This window comes from Mycobacterium sp. 050134, assembly GCF_036409085.1.
In the GTDB taxonomy this organism is placed as follows: domain Bacteria; phylum Actinomycetota; class Actinomycetes; order Mycobacteriales; family Mycobacteriaceae; genus Mycobacterium.
In genome coordinates this window covers 1-18,417 of the sequence record NZ_JAZGLV010000041.1, presented here as the reverse complement: position 1 = coordinate 18,417, position 18,417 = coordinate 1, and the positions used below count along the sequence as shown (strand labels likewise).

15 protein-coding genes and 3 pseudogenes are annotated in these 18,417 nt (G+C 69.3%); 4 read left to right on the top strand and 14 right to left on the bottom strand.

The annotated features are described in order from the left end of the window. Positions 1-716: 716 nt before the first annotated feature. From SKC42_RS27895 to SKC42_RS27005, 4 genes and pseudogenes are all read right to left on the bottom strand, one after another. Positions 717-1,898: pseudogene (locus SKC42_RS27895) on the bottom strand (PE family protein); the annotation flags it as partial. A 729-nt stretch (positions 1,899-2,627) separates the two neighbouring features. Further along, on the bottom strand, positions 2,628-2,798 hold the full coding sequence (locus tag SKC42_RS27015) for a hypothetical protein (RefSeq protein ID WP_330967303.1): 171 nt from the start codon (positions 2,796-2,798) through the stop codon (positions 2,628-2,630). A gap of 450 nt (positions 2,799-3,248) precedes the next feature. Next, positions 3,249-3,560 (bottom strand): hypothetical protein, encoded by a 312-nt coding sequence (locus tag SKC42_RS27010; RefSeq protein WP_330967299.1) that lies wholly within the window; start codon positions 3,558-3,560, stop codon positions 3,249-3,251. A gap of 15 nt (positions 3,561-3,575) precedes the next feature. Next, positions 3,576-3,980: pseudogene (locus tag SKC42_RS27005) on the bottom strand (PPE family protein); the annotation flags it as partial. Positions 3,981-4,017: 37 nt separating this feature from the next. Between SKC42_RS27005 and SKC42_RS27000 the strand changes: the two are divergent. Both SKC42_RS27000 and sigC read left to right on the top strand, forming a co-directional pair. After that, positions 4,018-4,797: pseudogene (locus SKC42_RS27000) on the top strand (DUF2275 domain-containing protein); the annotation flags it as partial. Positions 4,798-4,953: 156 nt separating this feature from the next. Beyond that, a complete protein-coding gene (sigC, locus tag SKC42_RS26995; protein WP_330967302.1) occupies positions 4,954-5,508 on the top strand; it encodes an RNA polymerase sigma factor SigC in 555 nt (184 codons plus the stop codon). Here the strand turns inward: sigC and SKC42_RS26990 are convergent. Genes SKC42_RS26990 through SKC42_RS26975 form a run of 4 tightly spaced genes read right to left on the bottom strand, consistent with a single transcriptional unit; the run spans position 5,505 to position 8,900 of the window. After that, a complete protein-coding gene (locus SKC42_RS26990) occupies positions 5,505-6,230 on the bottom strand; it encodes a cobalt-precorrin-6A reductase (protein ID WP_330967297.1) in 726 nt (241 codons plus the stop codon). The genes sigC and SKC42_RS26990 overlap by 4 nt on opposite strands. Beyond that, positions 6,230-6,985, bottom strand: a complete 756-nt coding sequence (gene cobM, locus SKC42_RS26985) for a precorrin-4 C(11)-methyltransferase (RefSeq protein WP_330967301.1) — start codon at positions 6,983-6,985, stop codon at positions 6,230-6,232. Before cobM ends, SKC42_RS26990 begins: the two co-directional genes overlap by 1 nt. After that, positions 6,982-8,154: a precorrin-6y C5,15-methyltransferase (decarboxylating) subunit CbiE gene (gene cbiE, locus SKC42_RS26980; RefSeq protein ID WP_330967296.1), complete on the bottom strand. Its 1,173-nt coding sequence runs from the start codon at positions 8,152-8,154 to the stop codon at positions 6,982-6,984. Before cbiE ends, cobM begins: the two co-directional genes overlap by 4 nt. Continuing rightward, on the bottom strand, positions 8,151-8,900 hold the full coding sequence (locus tag SKC42_RS26975; RefSeq protein WP_330967295.1) for an SDR family NAD(P)-dependent oxidoreductase: 750 nt from the start codon (positions 8,898-8,900) through the stop codon (positions 8,151-8,153). Before SKC42_RS26975 ends, cbiE begins: the two co-directional genes overlap by 4 nt. Before the next feature lie 35 nt (positions 8,901-8,935). Between SKC42_RS26975 and SKC42_RS26970 the strand changes: the two genes are divergently transcribed. Beyond that, positions 8,936-9,349 (top strand): F420-dependent biliverdin reductase, encoded by a 414-nt coding sequence (locus tag SKC42_RS26970; RefSeq protein ID WP_330967294.1) that lies wholly within the window; start codon positions 8,936-8,938, stop codon positions 9,347-9,349. Between the two features lie 10 nt (positions 9,350-9,359). Here the strand turns inward: SKC42_RS26970 and SKC42_RS26965 are convergent, their stop codons facing one another. The 4 genes from SKC42_RS26965 to SKC42_RS26950 form a co-directional block, all read right to left on the bottom strand. Beyond that, positions 9,360-9,575 (bottom strand): hypothetical protein, encoded by a 216-nt coding sequence (locus SKC42_RS26965; protein WP_330967293.1) that lies wholly within the window; start codon positions 9,573-9,575, stop codon positions 9,360-9,362. Positions 9,576-9,696: 121 nt separating this feature from the next. Beyond that, on the bottom strand, positions 9,697-9,909 hold the full coding sequence (locus SKC42_RS26960) for a hypothetical protein (protein ID WP_330967292.1): 213 nt from the start codon (positions 9,907-9,909) through the stop codon (positions 9,697-9,699). 29 nt (positions 9,910-9,938) lie between these two features. After that, positions 9,939-12,344, bottom strand: coding sequence for a WXG100-like domain-containing protein (locus SKC42_RS26955; RefSeq protein WP_330967291.1), 2,406 nt, complete (start codon positions 12,342-12,344; stop codon positions 9,939-9,941). A gap of 82 nt (positions 12,345-12,426) precedes the next feature. Beyond that, on the bottom strand, positions 12,427-13,554 hold the full coding sequence (locus tag SKC42_RS26950) for a M24 family metallopeptidase (protein WP_330967290.1): 1,128 nt from the start codon (positions 13,552-13,554) through the stop codon (positions 12,427-12,429). Between the two features lie 177 nt (positions 13,555-13,731). Between SKC42_RS26950 and SKC42_RS26945 the strand changes: the two genes are divergently transcribed. After that, positions 13,732-14,688: a 5'-3' exonuclease gene (locus tag SKC42_RS26945; protein WP_330967289.1), complete on the top strand. Its 957-nt coding sequence runs from the start codon at positions 13,732-13,734 to the stop codon at positions 14,686-14,688. Here SKC42_RS26945 and SKC42_RS26940 read toward each other — a convergent pair whose 3' ends face one another. Both SKC42_RS26940 and SKC42_RS26935 read right to left on the bottom strand, forming a co-directional pair. Then, positions 14,689-15,429 carry a DUF4333 domain-containing protein gene (locus tag SKC42_RS26940; RefSeq protein ID WP_330967288.1) on the bottom strand — a complete coding sequence of 247 codons (741 nt, stop codon included), beginning with the start codon at positions 15,427-15,429 and terminating at the stop codon, positions 14,689-14,691. Between the two features lie 65 nt (positions 15,430-15,494). Next, a complete protein-coding gene (locus tag SKC42_RS26935) occupies positions 15,495-18,266 on the bottom strand; it encodes a DEAD/DEAH box helicase (protein WP_330967287.1) in 2,772 nt (923 codons plus the stop codon). Positions 18,267-18,417 lie beyond the last annotated feature (151 nt).

Here is an 18,417-nt window from a genome sequence, read left to right as displayed (position 1 = left end):
GAGCCGGTCGCCCCAGTCGCACCCGTGGAGCCGGTCGCCCCAGTCGCCCCGGTCGCACCCGTGGAACCAGTCGGTCCGGTCGGGCCGGTCGCACCGGTGGAGCCAGTCGAGCCGGTCGGGCCAGTCGCCCCAGTCGCACCCGTGGAACCAGTCGCCCCAGTCGAGCCGGTCGCACCAGTCGAGCCGGTCGCCCCAGTCGCACCCGTGGAGCCGGTCGCCCCAGTCGCCCCGGTCGCACCCGTGGAACCAGTCGCCCCAGTCGAGCCGGTCGCACCAGTCGAGCCGGTCGGACCAGTCGCCCCAGTGTGCCCAGTCGGACCCGTCGCACCCGTGGAACCAGTCGCCCCAGTCGGACCAGTCGCCCCAGTGTGCCCAGTCGGACCCGTCGCACCCGTGGAACCAGTCGGGCCAGTCGGACCAGTCGGACCAGTCGGCCCAGTCGGCCCAGTCGGCCCAGTCGCCCCAGTGTGCCCAGTCGCACCCGTGGAACCAGTCGGGCCAGTCGGACCAGTCGGCCCAGTCGCCCCAGTGTGCCCAGTCGGACCCGTCGCACCCGTGGAACCAGTCGCCCCAGTCGGGCCAGTCGCCCCGGTGTGCCCAGTCGCGCCGGTGCCGCCAGTCGGCCCGGTCGCCCCAGTGTGCCCAGTCGGCCCAATCGGCCCAGTCGGCCCGGTCGGGCCAATCGGCCCGGTGGCACCGGTGTTGCCGCCACCGCCACCGCCACCGCCGGACTGACCGTTTTGGCCATCACGTCCGTCCTGACCGAACAGCCCGCCGTGACCGCCATGACCGCCAAGACCGCCTATGCCGCCGGGACCGCCGGCGCCACCATTGACACCCTGACCACCGACGCCGGCGGCCCCGCCGTCGCCACCGTCACCGCCATGGCCGAAGAGGAAACCACCGGCACCACCGGCACCACCAGCACCACCAGCACCACCAGCAAAGCCATCCGGGTGTAGGGCAGTGCCAGGAGCACCTGGGGCGCCCGCCCCACCAGCGCCACCGTCGCCACCATGACCCGCAAAGAATCCACCGGCACCACCGGCACCACCAGCACCGCCATTGCCGCCAGCGGCGAGCGCTGATCCGCCGGCACCACCGGCGCCGCCCTGGCCCAGGAACCAGCCGCCGGCACCACCAGCACCACCAGCTCCACCATTACCACCCAGCGTGCCGCCAGTACCACCGGCACCACCGGCACCGCCCTGGCCAAGGAAGAACCCGCCGGCACCACCCACACCACCGGCACCACCAGTGCCAATGCCGATGCCCGCGTTACCGCCGGCGCCACCGGCACCACCGGTGCCGAACCACAACCCAGCGTTACCGCCGGAACCACCGGCGCCTCCGGGGCCGCCCATGCCGCCGGCGCCACCGTTACCGATCAACCCCGCAGACCCACCGGCACCACCGGCATTCCCCGCTCCAGTGCTGCTACCACCGGATCCACCGCTGCCGTACAACCAGCCACCGGGACCACCGGCCGTTCCCTGCGCCCCGGTCGTCCCATTCGCGCCATTACCGATCAGCGGACGGCCTGTGAACTGTGCGCTCACCGCGTTGACCGCGGCGGCCGGCGCGCCCAAAACGTCTTGCAGCATCTGCGCGGCATTGGCCGCCTCAGCGCTCACATACGACGCCCCGCTGGCCGACATGGCGCGGGTGAACTGATCATGGAAGGCCACCGCCTGGGCGGCAAGCGCCTGGTAGTCCTGTCCGAACTGGGAGAACAGCGACGCGATCGCCGTCGACACCTCATCGGCCGCCGGACCGAGCACACCGGTCGTCGGCACAGCCGCCGCCGCGGTGGCGTTGGCCAAGTTCGCGCCGATGTTGTCGAGATTCGCAGCCACCCACTGGACGGCATCCGGCGAGATGTAGAACGGAGAGCTCATGGCCGCACCCCATATTCGTCGTCAGCCCCGCAAAGGGCGTGATCAAAGATTGCGCTGGAAGCAATCGAATCGAGACAGTACCGCGCACGATTCGGAATTCGATACGGGTTTTGACACATTGGAAACGGTCGAATTTACAGATTGGAAACCGTCGATTTTCCAGATTGGGGACGGTCAATTCTGTAAATTTGACGATGTCGAGTTTTAAAATGGAAGCGGTCAATTCTGGAAATTGGATTCGGTCAGGTTCAAAATTGGATGCGATCGAATTTTTAAAATGGACCATGTCAGGTTTGACGTTCCGCCCAGGCAATCCGCGGCGGTTCGGCCGTGCGAGCAGGCATGCAGGAGTCAACAGCTTCAGCGCTCCCCCGACGTCTCCCAAGGCGCGGGTGGAAGCTCCGGCCCGCCCCAACCGACGCGGCGGCAAGAGGTCGAGTCGACGCAGCAGCGATCACTGTTCAGTACACGTGGGCGAGTTTCGCGAGGCGGCGCAATTGAGCGCACTTTCGCGGAATAGTCTGGATTACAACCGATTTCGATGAAGGTCTGCTTCGACGCACCCGCCGGGGAATATGCACCTGGCCGATCAGACGCAAACTCGCCGCCGCGCTGCGGCGCCGGTAGGCCCGTTAAGCCACCTGCAGGGCCTGGAGATTCCTCTACCTTGGCACTCACGGATCATCACCGCTCATGGCAGCATGATACGAAGTATGTTGCACGACAGCATCAGTCGGCCGTGTGATGGCCCCAACCACTCGGCGCCCTCGGAATAGCCGGGCCGCCAAAGGAACCCGCGAGCGTCATAAAGCCAGCAGGCCGGCCGGCGCCGGATTTCGCGGTGGCGCCGGCGAATCCGAGCGGACCCGCTCCTAAGTCGAAAGACTCGGGGCCCCGGATCCGCGGCGTCGTCGATGTCCATGAACTAATAGCGATGCGCGCGATCCTGGATCGTCGCCCCGCGACGCCGGCGCCGGCGCGTTCGATCGGCCGCCGCGGCCGCGGCCTCTGCCGGCTCGTCGGCGTCGTCGGGCGCCGGTTCCTCCGAACGCCGACGCGCGCGGGCGCTCGCGCTGCCGCGAGCCGACAATCCCGCTAACCCGACGGCGTACAGAGAATCGGCTAGGCCGGCGCCGAGCCCCGTCGTCGCCCCCAGTCCAAAGCCGACACCGGGACCTCCACCGACGGGCCCGCCGCCCAAAGTCGTCACCGGACTCGGCGCCGGGGCTGGGCTCGAGAGCAACGGTGCGGTGCCCGCGGTCGCCGGCACGCCCGGCGCGACCGCCGGGGCCGGCGCAGCGCCCAAAGGCATCGCCGCCGGGATGCCCGTCGCCAACGACACCGGAACCGCTATGCCGGCCGCGCCCCCGCGCCCGCGGTCACCCCGATGGCACCGACGGCCGGAACCACGGCGGCCATGGCCGGGGACAGGGACAGGGACACCGCCAACTGGATCACTTGCTGCCTGGTGTACTGCTTGAGGATCGCGGTCAGCTGGTCCTGCCATGGCGCGGCCGGATGGCGGCCGCGGATGCCTGTGGCAGGTCGTCGAGGCGTCGGCGTGGTCGAGGTTGACGCCCGCGGCGGCCGCGGGGCCGCCGCGGCGGAATGCACTCCCGCCGTGCCGGCGTCCGCAAGGCCGACGACCTTGTCCGTGGTCATGGTTTCGGCCGCCTACAGCCACATGCGCACGTAGTCCGCCTCGTTGACCGCAATGGGAATCGCGTTGATCCCGAAATGTTGGTGGCGACCAACACGCCGTGCACCGCGTGGTTGGCAGCGATCTCAGCAAGCGTGGGCATGGTTGCGAACGGCATAGGCGCCGGCATCCGTGTGGCGCGGCGCGGTGGCGAAATTGGCGTCCGCGGCCTTCCCGAGCAGCCAGCCGAGGTAGGGAGCGTGCGCCAGCACGTATCGCTCCGCGGTCAGGCCATCCCAGGCGGCCTGCGCCTCGCCCAGCAGTGCGGTGAGTTCGTCTGCCGCGGCATCGTATTCGCTGGCGAGCGCCAACCCCCGCCGCCTCCGGCAGGGGTCGGGGCCACTACTGAGTAAGGCCGAGTGCGCCTCCGGGGGGAAGGCCATCCAGATCGGGGGCGGTCATCGCCGGGGACCGTTGCGAATGCGCTGGGACGCGAACACCTCTTCGGTGGCTTTGCCGGCTGCGCTCCTCCAGTGGTCGGTTGGCCGGGCGGTTTGGTTTCCCGGCTACTCGTTCGGCAACGTCTTTGCGCCTGGACCAGCCATACGCAACGATGCAGGGATGCGGTGTGACGTTGCGCGCGAGGCGCTTTCTGCGCGGTTGGACGGCGAACGTCCGCAGGTGCTCGCGCAGCAGGTCGACGCCCATCTGGAATCGTGTCGAGGTTGTCGATCCTGGCTCATCGGTGCGGCCGTCCAGACTCGGCGATTCGCCTCGATCGAGCCCGGTCAGGGGCCGGACCTGGTGGACAGGATCCTGGCGAGCGTCGGCGAGGAGGCAACGACGCGGCAGGGCCGCTGGATGCGGGCGGTGCGCAAGCACTACCGGCGTTGGGGATTGATCGCCGTCGGCCTGTTCCAGGTGGCGATCGCTGCCGCGCAGATCAGCGGCATGGATTTCGGCATGGTGTCGACCCACATGCACGGCGCGATGTCCGGCGAGCACCTGATGCACGAGTCCACGGCCTGGCTCCTGGCCCTCGGCCTGGCGATGGTCGCCGCCGGCGTGTGGCCCATCACCGCGATCGGTGTCGCGGCGATCACCGCCGTGTATTCGGTCGCGCTGCTCAGCTACGTGGTCGTCGACGCGTTCAACGCTGAGGTGACGGCTGCTCGCGTCGCCAGCCACATGCCCATCCTGCTCGGCCTGGTCTTCACCTTGCTGGTGGCCCGGGAGCGGGTCGGCACCCACACGCCTCAGAGCGATACCTTATATACAGACCGCGCCCCGGCGCGGGCCCCTTCACCCCCGGCGCGATGGCGCGGTCACCTGTGGCCGATTAATCGGTCCCCCGCCGCTGGCTCTACGACGACCCGTCGTAGACTGGTCGAGCCCGCGAAACTAAGGTGGTTGGCCATGACCGCGTCAAGTGACGACGAGGCCGTCACCGAGCTGGCCCTCGAAGCCGCACGCGGGAATGCCCGGGCCCTGGAGGCGTTCATCAGGGCCACCCAGCAGGACGTGTGGCGGTTCGTCACGTATCTGTGCGACGCCGGCAACGCCGACGATCTCACCCAGGAGACCTTCCTCCGCGCCATCGGCGCGATCGAGCGGTTCTCCGGACGCTCGAGCGCGCGGACCTGGCTCTTGGCGATCGCGCGCCGCGTCGTCGCCGATCACATTCGTTACGCGCAGTCGCGGCCGCGCACCGCGGTGGGTGCCGATCCGGCCCACCTCATTCGCGGTGACCGCCACGCCCGCGGTTTCGAAGACCTGGTCGAGGTGAACCACATGATCGCGAACCTCACCACCGAACAGCGCGAAGCCCTGCTGCTCACCCAGCTGCTCGGACTCCCCTACGCCGACGCGGCGGCGGTGTGCGGCTGCCCGGTGGGCACCATTCGCTCACGCGTGGCCCGCGCGCGCGACGCCCTCCTCGCCGACGTCGACCGGGAAGACCTGACGGGCTAGGGCAGTCCCGCCAGCCATTCGGCGGCCTCGCCCACCGTGCCGACCGTCCGCACACCCGCGGGCAGCGGCGGTCGGGCCACCATCACGACCGGAACGCCCAGCGCCGCAGCCGCATCCAGTTTTGCCCGCGTCATGTCGCCGCCGCTGTTCTTGGTCACCAGGGCATCGATCCCGTGGCCACGCAGCAACGCCAGTTCGTCGTCGTAGCGGTAGGGGCCCCGGGACAACACGAGCTCGTACCGGCGCGGCAGGACGGAACGGTCGGGTTCGGTGACCGCGCGGATGAGGAACCAGGCATCACTGAAGGCGAAGGCATTGACACCCGAACGACCGGTGGTCAGGAAAACCCGCGAATAACCCTGTTGCTCAACCGTTTCGGCGGCGTGGATGTCCGACTCGACGACCTTGGAATCGCCGGGGTCCCAGGCAGGCCGGGCAAGGAGCAGGTGTGGGATCTGCTGCTCTCCGCAGACGTGCGCCGCATGGGCGGTCATGGTCGCGGCGAACGGATGGGTGGCGTCCACGACGGCGTCGATGCGTTCGTCGAGCAGCCAGCGGCGGAGCCCGTCGACGCCGCCGAATCCGCCGATGCGCACCGGGCCGACCGGCAGCGCGGGGTCCGGGACACGGCCCGCCAAGGAGCTGACGACGTCGACGCGCGGGTGCAGCGCCTTCGCGAGCGCGCGCGCCTCGGCGGTGCCGCCGAGCAAGAGCACCCGCATCAGTGCCGGCTCCCCCGGGTCCGCCCCGTGGAGTACAGGTAGCTATCGGTGAACCCGTCGGCGGCGAGCGCGTCGCCGACGACGATGACGGCGGTCTTGGTGACGCCCGCGCCACGCATCTGTTCGGCGATGTCGCCGAGGGTGCCGCGCAGCACGGTCTGTTGTGGCCAGCTGGCGAAAGCGACAACCGCCGTTGGTGTTTCGTGGCGGTATCCGCCCTCGAGAAGCTGCGGGACGATGGTGTCGATCTGCGCGGCAGCCAGGTGCAGGACGAGGGTGGCTCCCGAACGGGCCAGGCTGACGAGATCTTCCCCGGGCGGCATGGGCGTCGACAGGGTGGCCACCCGCGTCAGCGTCACCGTCTGCGCGACGCCGGGGACGGTGAGCTCCCGTCTCAACGCGGCGGCCGCCGCGGCGAACGACGGGACGCCGGGCACGATCTCGTAGTCGACGCCCAGCGCATCCAGGCGCCGGCACTGCTCGGCCAGCGCACTGTACAGCGACGGGTCGCCCGAGTGCAGCCGGGCCACGTCGCGCCCGGCCGCGTCGGAATCGGCGAGTTCATCGATGATCTGGTCGAGCGTAAGGGGTCCGGTGTCAACGATTTTCGCGCCCGGCGGGCACAGCTCGAGCAGGTCGTCGGGCATGATGGAGCCCGCATACAGGCAGGTCTGGCAGCGTTGCAGCAGCCGTTGGCCGCGGACGGTGATGAGGTCGGCGGCGCCGGGGCCCGCGCCGATGAAGTACACCGTCATTTCGTCATCGTCCACTGGGTGACCGGATACTGCGGGCGCCAGCCGGTGAACCCGCCGAGCGGCTCGCCCTGGTAGTGCTGGAAGCGGCGCAGCTCCCCGCCGCGACGCGAATAGGCTTGCGCGAGCAGCGCTTCGGATTCGGCGGTGACGACATTAGCCACGAGCCGTCCACCGGGCGGCAGGTGGTCCAGGCACGCGTCGAGCAGGCCCGGCTGGGTCAGCCCGCCGCCGATGAAAATCGCCGACGGGGGCTCGGCGCCGTCGAAAGCGTCCGGCGCCGAGCCGCGCACGTCGAGTCTGACGCCGAAAGAGGCCGCGTTGCGGGTGATGTTGGCGCGGCGGCGCTCGTCGTGCTCGAACGCCACCGCGTCGCACCCGGACCAGCTCAGGCACCATTCGACGCCGACGCTTCCCGAGCCAGCGCCGACGTCCCACAGTCGCTCGCCGGGTCGCGGCGCCAGCGCGGCCAGGGTCACCGCGCGGATCGCGTGCTTGGTGATCTGCCCGTCGTGGGCGAAGGCGTCGTCGGGCAGCGGTGAGACGCGTTCGTCGGGCAGGTAGCGGACGGCGGTGACGTTGAGGTCGTCGACGTCCGTCGGCGGATTGTCGACCCACTGGCGGGCCGTGCCGTCGCGGCGGTTTTCGGCCGGGCCGCCGAGCCGTTCCAGCATGGTCAACTCGGATTGGCCGCGGCCGTGGGCGGTGAGCAGCGTCGCCAGCGTGTGCGGCGTGGAGCGGTCGCGCGACAGGACGATTGCCTGCCCGCCGCGGCGCGCCGCGGTGTGCGGTTCGGCGGTGACCAGGCTGATGACCTCGGTGTCGTGGACGTTCCAGCCCATCCGGGCGCACGCCAGCGTCACCGAGGAGACGTGCGGCAGGACCCTCACCTTGTCGCTGCCGTGCAGGCGGATCAGCGTGCCGCCGATTCCGTGCAGCAGCGGGTCGCCGCTGGCGACCACGTGAATGTCACCTTCGTGGCCGTCGGGCAACGCCCGCAGGGCGGGCAGCATCGGCGACGGCCATTCCCGCCGCGGCGCCGACACGGCGTCGTCGAGCAGGTCGAGCTGCCGCTTGGACCCATAAATCACGGTGGCACTTCGCAATTCGGCGCGGGACGACTCGGCGAGGCCCGGCATGCCGTCGGCGCCGATCCCCACGACGACAATCATCGCGGCATCCTGCGCCACACGGACTGCGGCAGCAACCGCATCGCGAAGAACGTCGGCCGCAGGGCCCATGGGATCCATACCGTGCGCCGCCCCCTGGCCAGCGCCCGGGCGGTGGCGGCCGCCACCTGGTCGGGGGTGCTGGACAACGGCGCGGGCGTCATGCCCTGCGTCATGCGGCCGACGACAAATCCGGGGCGGGCGATCAGCAGCCGCACGCCGGTGCCGTGCAGCGCGTCGGCCAGCCCGCTGGCGAAGCCGTCCAGGCCCGCCTTCGCCGAGCCGTAGACGTAGTTCGCGCGGCGCACCCGGACGCCGGCCACCGACGAGAACACCACCAGCGACCCGGTGCCGGCCGATCGCATGGCGGCGGCCAGGTGGGTGAGCATGCTGACCTGGGCGACGTAGTCGGTGTGGACGATGGCGACCGCGTGCGCGGCGTCGGTCTCGGCGCGGGCCTGATCCCCGAGGATCCCGAACGCCAGCACCGCGACGCCGATGGGGCCGTGTTCGGCGACGATCGCGTCGACCAGCGGGCCGTGCGAGGCCAGGTCGTCGGCGTCGAACTCCGCGGTGTGCACCGCCGCGGCGCCGGCGGCCTTCACCGCCTCGACTTCGTCGTCGAGCTGGTCGGCCTTGCGGGCGGCCAGCACCACCGTTGCACCGGGAGCGAGGCGCCGCGCGAGCTCGATGCCGATCTCGCTGCGACCGCCCAGCACCAGAACCGGACCCGCGACCGTGTCGTCCACGGCTGCGATTATCGCCTGCGCTAGCGTGAGCGGTGATGGCGAATACCACTACGCGGCTCACCGACGACGCGCTGGCCTTCCTTTCCGAACGCCACCTGGCCATGCTGACTACGCTGCGCGCCGACGGTTCGCCGCACGTGGTGGCGGTGGGGTTCACGTTCGATCCCAGGACGCACATCGCGCGCGTGATCACCACTGGCGGTTCGCAGAAGGCCGTGAACGCCGACCGCGGTGGCGTGGCCGTGCTCAGCCAGGTCGACGGCGCACGCTGGCTGTCGCTGGAGGGCCGGTCACAGGTGAACGGCGACGCCGACGCCGTGCGGGACGCCGAGCTGCGCTACGCGCAGCGCTACCGGACGCCGCGCGCCAACCCGAAACGGGTGGTCATCGAGGTGCAGATCGAGCGGGTGCTCGGGTCGTCGGGATTGCTGGACCGGGCCGAGAGCTAGGTTGCGCGCTTCAGCGGTCTTTCCTGTGAGGGTCGAACTCGGTACCCGATGTGTCATCCCAGAATTTCGGCGATATCTTCGTGGGCCGGTCCTCATCCGGCACGGCATCCACCTTTTTCTGAAACTCAGCGAACGCCTTTCGTGCGCGCTCGATCTCCTCCTTCGTCGGCGGAGGGACCCCCGCCTCCTCCGGCGACAAGAAGATCTTTCCAGCGATCTCTTCCATCCTTACCTCCTGTCCCGAGTGACCGTTTGACTACTCTTCCTGAATTTGGACATGACAGGCGAATCCTTTGAGACACAACATCGTGACCAGCGGATTCATGAGCAATCGAAGCGATGGAAGCCTACCCTTGACTTGGTTTCTCATATTCGGTACCCGATATGTCATCCCAGAATTTCGGCGATATCTTCGTGGGCCGGTCCTCATCTGGCACGGCATCCACTTTTTCCTGAAACTCAGCGAACATCCTCCGCGCGCGCTCGATCTTCTCCTTCGTCGGCGGAGGGACCCCCGCCTCCTCAGGCGACAAGAAGATCTTTCCAGCGATCTCTTTCACTCGTATCTCCTGCCCTGACTGACCTTTGACTAATCTTCAATCATTTCAATGATCGCGCGACCCGTCATCGGATCAATCGTCTTACTCAAAACAAAAAATCTCGTGTGCGACGGAAACAGCACTTCTTGCTCCTCCGGTAAGATTGAGAATGCGGCAACATCGCGGCCGGTGAAAGAAATGATCCTAAATTCGACGTTCCCGACGAACGCATCCGACTGCGCTATGGCTGGATCGGTCGTAGTGCTCAAAAATCCCTTTTCAATAATATACTCACCGGGCTGATAACATGCCAGCATCTCGGGCGGTAAATGGGCGCCGCGAACTACCGGGCCTTCATACGGAGGAAGCTTGAAAAGCGCGTTGTTGAGCGCCTCAACCCGAGCACTCTGAGACGCGTCCAAAACGTCTCTCCTCAACGCGTCGTTTAAATCTTCATAGCCAGTACCAGTGTAGTCGGCAAGCGCGGCTACATCATTCGGTGTTGGGTCTGCAGAAGAGCCCGGATGGATATCCGTCTCAGAGGACTCGCCGGGGGCAGAGCTCGCGCCGCGGCCACCGTCACCTGGGTCACGATCGCCCCGCTCGTGCGGTTCCCCCTGATGAGGCGCAAGTTCGTGCGGGCCTCCGCCCGGAGACCGGGCATCCCAGAGCCCATTTGCGCCTGCCTCCGACGTCGGCAAATCGGGCTCGGGCGTCCTGATTCGTGGAGTCGACGCAGCGGGCGCCGGCTCCGATGAGTGGGCCTCAACTGGTACGGGGTCGACGGGAGCATTCCTAGGCGGTACGGAGGCTCTGTCGGGGAGTTGCTCGCTCGGAACAGTTGCAGAGGTGGGCGCATGCGCGCCGGGCGCATCGGACCGGCCAGTGCTAGGCGAGGCGTGCGCCGGCCCGGATTCCGGTGGCCGCGCTGTCGGCCCGGCCGGCGGTTCCGGCGCCCTGGTGGGCGGAAGACCCACCGGACGGCCACCGGGGGGTTCAATCTTCGGCAGCTTCCCGGCGAGTCCGTCGAGGTCTTCGGTCAATCCGGCGGCCGACTTGGCGATCTCGCCCAGGGGGCCCCGTGCGGCCGCGAGACCCCGCAACCCGTCAGCGGCCCTCCCGCCCGCACGCTCGGCCGCGTCGGCCGCCGCCTCGGCACCGCGCGCCGCAGCGGAAGTTCCGTCCGTCACCGCACCGGCTTCCCCGATCCCGGGGATGAATAGCGACGCCACATCGAAGAGGTTCTCGCCGAGGCCCAGCCCGGGCCGGGCCGCACTCCAATCGTCAAGGTGGAGAAGAGCTCTCCAGTTCTGACGATCTGCTTCGATGCCCTCCTTCGGGTGCAGGGCAATGTCGACCAGGCTGCCACTGAACATGCCCTTCCAGGTGGTGGCAGCGCCCTCGGGATCGATCAGGAATCGGCGCGGGTCCGTCGCGGCCATGCCTTGCACCATGCCGAGCGCACCCTTGAGCGAGCCCTCGTTCGCGTTCACCACGGCGTCGAAGACCGTCGCCACCGGATTGCCAACCTCGTCGCCCAAAAAGTGCGTCAACTGCCGGCGTGTGTACTTTTCGAGCTTGACCACCAGGCCGTCGCCGAGCTGTGTCAGGACTTTGATTCCCTGCTCGAAGGCCTCCGCTTGGCGTCCCAGGTTGTGTTGGACGCCGCCGATATCCGCGGCAATCCGCTTGACCTCGTCGAGCGCATCGCCCTCGATGATCAGCACCACGTCGTGCACCAGATCGGTCAGCGACCCCAACTGGTCCAGCAGGTCCCGGATTGCGTTCTGTGCCTTTTCGACCTCCCGGGCGAACTCCTCGAGACCGGCGGCCAGTTTCCCAGACGCCTCCCCGATGCTGGCCATCAACGCGCCGATCTGCGAAAGCGCATCGTCGATCAGGCCGCCTTCGGGGAGGTGCTGCGAATCGAACAGCGACTTCGACGCGGTGAGCGCAGCCTGCATGCCGCCGATTGACGCGCCGAAGTTGCGCCACCGCCCCGCCGCCGCGCGGAGCCGCGCCACATCGCCATCGGGCCAGATGTCGTCGAGGAACGACTGCACCAGCGCCCACAGCGACGGTGGTGGTTTGCCGGGACCCAGGGTCCCCGGCGGTCCCGGGGCGGTCACCTTCGCCGGTTCGGCCGGCGGTGGCAGCACACCGCTACCGCCGCCCAGCGTCGACGCCGCTTCGGCGTTCGAATAGTTCACTGCCCCTTGCTGAATGGTCACGCCACAGGAGCGACACGCATTGATCGCGGCGGCCGCACCCTTCAACAATGACCCGGCCGCTTCTTGGTACGCCAGCCCGAACACCACCCCGGCCACGTCCAGCCCGGTGTGGGCGGACATACCCGCGGCCAAGATGGTCAGGTTGGCGGCCAGGCCCCCACCGGCGGCAACAACGGCACCTCCCGCGGCGAACAAGGCCTCGGGATCGACCACCAGGGGAACCACGCGCGAAATTTTCGCCCGGAGCGGTCCGCGCCGCTATTCACCCGCTGATCGGGCTGTGGACAAAGCCACTGGCGATGAGCTTCTAAGCCCCCGGCACCACGATCAATTCATGCGGTCGGTGGTTGACGGGCTCGGCGCCGCCTTCGGTCACGATGACGATGTCCTCGATGCGGGCGCCCCAGTGACCGGGGAAGTAGATGCCCGGCTCGATGGAGAAGGCCATGCCCGCGGTGAGAGGCAGGTCGTTGCCGGCGACGATGTAGGGCTCCTCGTGCACCGACAGGCCGATGCCGTGCCCGGTGCGGTGCACGAAGGCCTCCGCGAGGCCCGCCCGGGCCAGCACGTCGCGGGCGGCCGCGTCGACCTCCTCGGCGGTCACGCCTCGCCGGACGGCCTCGAGGGCGGCGCGCTGCGCACTTTCCAGCACCGAATACTGTTGCGCCACTTCTGGATCGGGCTCACCGATGCTGTACGTGCGCGTCGAGTCGGAATGGTATCCGGCCCCGTACGCGCCGCCGATGTCGACGACGACGATGTCACCGGAGCGCAGCTCGCGGTCCGAATACCCGTGGTGCGGGTCGGCGCTGTGTGGACCGGAGCCGACGATGATGAACGCCACCTCCGAATGCCCTTCGGCGACAATGGCTTCGGCGATGTCGGCGGCCACATCGGCCTCCGTGCGGCCCGGAACCAGGAATTCGGGCACCCGGGCGTGCACGCGATCGATGGCCGCGCCGGCCTTACGTAGCGCGTCGATCTCGCACTCCTCCTTGGCCATTCGCAGCGAGCGCAGAATGTCGGTCGCCAGGATCGGGAGCACGCCGAGCACGCCGGCCAGCGGCAACAGGTGCAGCGCGGGCATGGAGTCGGTGACCGCCGTCGCGGCCGGGCCGCCACCCAGCGCCGCGTTCACCAGCCGGTAGGGCTCGTCGCCGTCCACCCAGTCGCGCACCGCCACGCCGAGCTCCGCGATCGCCGACTCTTTGAGCGAGGCCAGCTCCAGCCGCGGAACGACGACCGTCGGCTCGCCGGACGCGGGCACCACCAGCGCCGTGAGCCGTTCGTGCGTCTGGGCGCGCGAGCCGACCAGGTAGCGCAGGTCGTAGCCCGGGGTGATGACCAATCCCGCAAGGCCGGCGCCGGCGGTCGCGGCGGCCGCCGCGCTGAGCCGGCGGGCATACACCGAGGCGTCGAAGCGGTGCGAATCCATGGCTGCCAGGCTAACCGCGACGGGCGAACGTGGAGTTGTTGCGCCAAAAACCCCACATGGCCAGCAACAAGTCGACGCTCGGCGGCATGCGGCATGCGGCATGCGGCATGCGGCATGAGGCATGAGGCATGAGGCATGCGACCAGCGGCATGAGGCGAGCGTGAGACCATAGCCGGCATGCAATCGCCCCTGGTGCTGCTCGACGGCGCGAGCATGTGGTTCCGCTCGTACTTCGGGGTGCCGTCGTCGATCACCGCCCCCGATGGCAGACCGGTCAACGCCGTGCGTGGATTCATCGACTCAATGGCTGTGGTGATCGGCCAGCAGCGGCCCGGCCGCCTCGTGGTGTGCCTGGACCTTGATTGGCGCCCGCAATTCCGGGTCGACCTGGTCCCGTCGTACAAGGCCCATCGCGTGGCGGAGGCGGAGCCAAAGGGTGAGCCCGACGTCGAGGAAGTCCCTGACGATCTCACGCCCCAGATCGACATGATCGCCGACCTGCTGGACGCCTTCGGAATCCCGACGGCGGGCGCAGCCGGGTTCGAGGCCGACGACGTGCTGGGCACGCTGGCGGCTCAGGAACGCCGCAACCCGGTCGTGGTGGTCAGCGGGGACCGCGACCTGCTCCAGGTGGTGTCAGACGATCCCGTCCCCGTTCGGGTCCTCTACCTGGGTCGCGGATTGGCCAAGGCGACGTTGTTCGGGCCCGCCGAGGTGGCCGAACACTATGGCGTGCCCAAAGATCGGGCCGGGCAGGCCTATGCCGAGCTGGCGCTGTTGCGCGGCGACCCGTCCGACGGCCTGCCGGGCGTACCCGGCATCGGCGAGAAGACGGCGGCCACGCTGCTGGCTCAGCACGGCTCGCTGGACCAGATTCGCGCCGCCGCGCGCGACCCCAAGTCGAAGCTGGCGAAGGGCCTGCGAGCCAAGCTGCTGGCCGCCACCGATTACCTCGACGCCGCCCACCAGGTGGTCCGGGTGGCCACCGACGCACCGGTGGAACTGTCGACCCGCACCGACGCCCTGCCCCTGGTGGCCGCCGACCCGAAGCGCACCGCGGAGCTGGCGACCCAACTGGGAGTCGGGTCCTCGATCGCGCGGCTGCAGAAGGCGCTGGACGCACTGCCCTCGTGACTACTGCGGGCGGCCGACCTCGTAGGTGCCCTTGTTGTCCTGGAACGTCACCGTCACGTGCTTGGCCGCGCCGTCGATGCTGACGTCGCAGTCGAAGGTGCCGCCCTTCTTCACGACCGGATCCTGGCCGTGGTTGCACTTGACGTCCTTGACGTTCTTCGCGCCGTAACCGTTGGTCTCGTCGGTGAGGATCTGCTGCACCCCGGCCTGGGCCTTGTTGACGTCCAGCTTCGTGGTGACGAACCAGCCGGGCCACAGGAAGCCGAGCACCCCCACCGCCGCGATGACGACCACGGCGGCCGCGGCGGCGACGCCGCCGATCAGCGCGCCGGAGCGCTTCTTGCCCGGTTGCTCATACGGCGGGTACTGCTGCGGGTACTGACCGTACTGCCCTGGCTGACCGGGCTGGCCGTACTGCCCCGGCTGCCCATATTGGCCCGGCTGACCGTATTGCGCGGGCTGGCCATATTGGCCGGGCTGGGCGTACTGACCGTACTGACCACCCTGGCCATAGCCAGGCTGCTGCGGGTACGGCTGCTGGTAGCCCTGCTGCTCGGTGGGCTGCTGGTACTGCGGGTACTCGGCGGGCGGCGTATAGGCGGGCGCCTGCCAGGTGGCCTCCTGGGTCGCCGGCGGCTGTTGCTGCTGCCAGGGCGAGCCCACCTGAGTCGGTTCCGAGGACTGGTCACCGGCATGCCCGGGCGGCTGCCACTGCTGGTCGGATCCCTGCGGTCCGCTCATCGTTTCTCCTCAGCCCCTTGCTGTCTTGGCTTCCGATACGGCTTTAACCGTAGCTGCGGCTCAGCCTACCCGGCGTCAACTGCCACGACGCCGCGCCGAACATCGTTGATGGCCTGCCTGGCGGTGGCGCGCAGCTCGGCGTCGGGCGCGGCGTTGCGGACCTGGTCCAGCAGGTCGAGCACCTGGCGGCACCACCGCACGAAGTCGCCGGCCAGCAGCGGCGAGCCGGTGCCGCCGAGATCGGCGGCGGCCAGCGCGGCCGCCAGGTCGCCCGTCCGGGCCCAGCGGTACATGACCGTGACGAAGCCGTCATCGGGCTCCCGGCTCGGCCCGATCCGATGCGCCTGCTCGTCGGCGCGCAGCTCGGTGGACAGCCGCGATGTCTGCTGCAGCGCCTGGCGCAGCCGCTGCGTGGGCACCTCGGCGGCAACGCCGCCCGGCCCGTCACCGCCCCGGGTCTCGTAAAGAACCGCCGAGACCACCGCCGCCAGCTCGGCCGGCTTCAGGCCCGCCCAGGCGCCTTTGCGCAGGCACTCGGCCACCAGCAGATCGCTTTCGCTGTAGATGCGGGCCAGCAGGCGGCCGTCGTCGGTGACGTGCGGGTCGTCGGCCGGGCCCTGGATGAACCCACGCTCGGTGAGCAGCCCGACGATGCGGTCGAAGGTGCGGGCCAGCGAATTCGTCGCGGCGGCCACCTTCTTCTCCAGTTGCGCGTTGTCGCGCTCGATGCGCAGGTAGCGCTCACCCTGGCGGACCAGCTCCTCGACGCCCGGCGCGTTGTGGGACGGATGCCGGCGCAGCTCGGCCCGCAACGACGCCAGCTCGGGGTCGTGGAAGCCCTCGTCCGCATCCCCGTGGCCGCGGCGACGGGTGGTCGGGGTGTCCAGCCCGGCGGCGGCCGACAACAGCGCCGAGGCCAGGTCCCGCCGCACCCGCGGCTGGCGGTGTTCCACCCGCTTCGGCAACACCATGGAGCCGACCGGCGCGGACGCGCCCGAATAGTCCGCCGAGGAGATGCGCCCCGCCCAGCGGTGCTCGGTCAACACCAACGGCCGCGGGTCGGCACTGTCACGGGCCGACTCCAGCACCACCGCCAGGCCGCCGCGCCGGCCCTGGGTGATGTTGATGATGTCGCCGCGGCGCAGGGAGGCCAGCGCGTCGGTGGCCGCCTGCCGTCGGTGCAGCCGCGACGCCCGGGACTGCGCGCGCTCCATCTCCGAGATCCCCGCCCGCAGCCGCGCGTACTCCAGGATCGGCGCGTCATGCCCGCCCAGATCGGCCGCGATCTCGTCGAGCATCTTCTTGCCCCGGTCGATGCCGCGCACCAGCCCGACGACCGACCGGTCCGCCTGGTACTGCGCGAACGACTGCTCGAGGAGCAGGTGCGCCTGCTCGGGCCCCATCCTGTGCACCAGGTTGATGGTCATGTTGTAGGACGGGGCGAACGAACTGCGCAGCGGAAAGGTGCGGGTGGAAGCCAGCCCGGCCACCGCCGCCGGGTCTGTGGTGTCCTCGGCGGGATTCCACAGCACGACCGCGTGACCCTCGACGTCGATGCCGCGCCGGCCCGCGCGCCCGGTCAGCTGCGTGTACTCCCCCGGCGTCAGCGGCACGTGCTGCTCGCCGTTGAACTTCACCAGCCGCTCGAGCACTACGGTCCGCGCGGGCATGTTGATCCCGAGCGCCAGCGTCTCAGTGGCGAACACGGCCTTGACCAGTCCGGCGGTGAACAGCTCCTCGACGGTGTGCCGGAACGCCGGCAGCATCCCGGCGTGGTGGGCAGCCAGGCCGCGCAGCAGCCCCTCGCGCCACTCGTAGTACCCGAGCACCGCCAGGTCGGCGTCGGCCAGGTCGCCGCAGCGGTGCTCGATCACCTCGGCGATCTGCGCGCGCTCCTCCTGGCTGGTCAGCCGCAACGGCGAGCGCAGGCACTGGGCGACCGCCGCGTCGCAGCCGGCGCGGGAGAAGACGAACGTGATCACCGGCAGCAAGCCGTGGGAGTCCAGCGTCGCGATGACGTCGGGCCGCGCGGGCGGCCGGTAGAACCGCGGCCGCGCGGAGCCGCCTCCCCGTCCCGTGGACCGTCCCCGGCGCGGCTGCCAGTCCGACAGCCGGTCCGCCTCGCGTCGGTGGGCGATCGACCGCAGCAGGTCCGGGTCGACGCGGGGCTTACCGTCGGGCAGCGTGTGGGCCGACGCACTGCGGTAGTCGAACAGGTCGTAGAGCCGCTTGCCCACCATGACGTGCTGCCACAGCGGCACGGGCCGGTGCTCGTCGACCACCACGGTGGTGTCGCCCCGCACCGTCTGGATCCAGCCGCCGAATTCCTCGGCGTTGCTGACCGTGGCCGAGAGGCTGACCAACCGCACCTCGTCGGGCAGGTGCAGGATCACCTCCTCCCACACCGGGCCACGCATCCGGTCGGCGAGGAAATGCACCTCGTCCATCACCACGTACGAAAGTCCTTGCAGTGCAGGGGAATCCGCGTAGAGCATATTCCGCAGCACCTCGGTGGTCATCACCACCACCGAGGCGTCACCGTTCACCGACACGTCGCCGGTCAGCAGGCCAATCCGGTCGCGCCCGTAACGGGCGGTCAGGTCGGTGTGTTTCTGGTTGCTCAGCGCCTTGAGCGGTGTGGTGTAGAAGCACTTGCCGCCGGCCGCCAGCGCCAGGTGCACCGCGAACTCGCCCACCACCGTTTTGCCGGCCCCCGTCGGGGCGCACACGAGCACGCCGTGTCCCCGCTCGAGGGCCGCGCACGCCCGCTTCTGGAAGTCGTCGAGCGCAAAGGGCAGTTCCGCGGCGAACCGGGGCAGCTCGACCAGCTCGGTCACACCGCCGCCCCGGTCGTCACCGGGCGCGAGCGTGCGTAAATGTACGCGAAATGCGGCGGTGGTTTCAAGGGATCGATGCAACAGCTGTTGGTTGTGAGAGTAGTTCGTTGAGCGCTTCGGCCGGTGTTTTCCAGTTCAGTGTTTGGCGGGG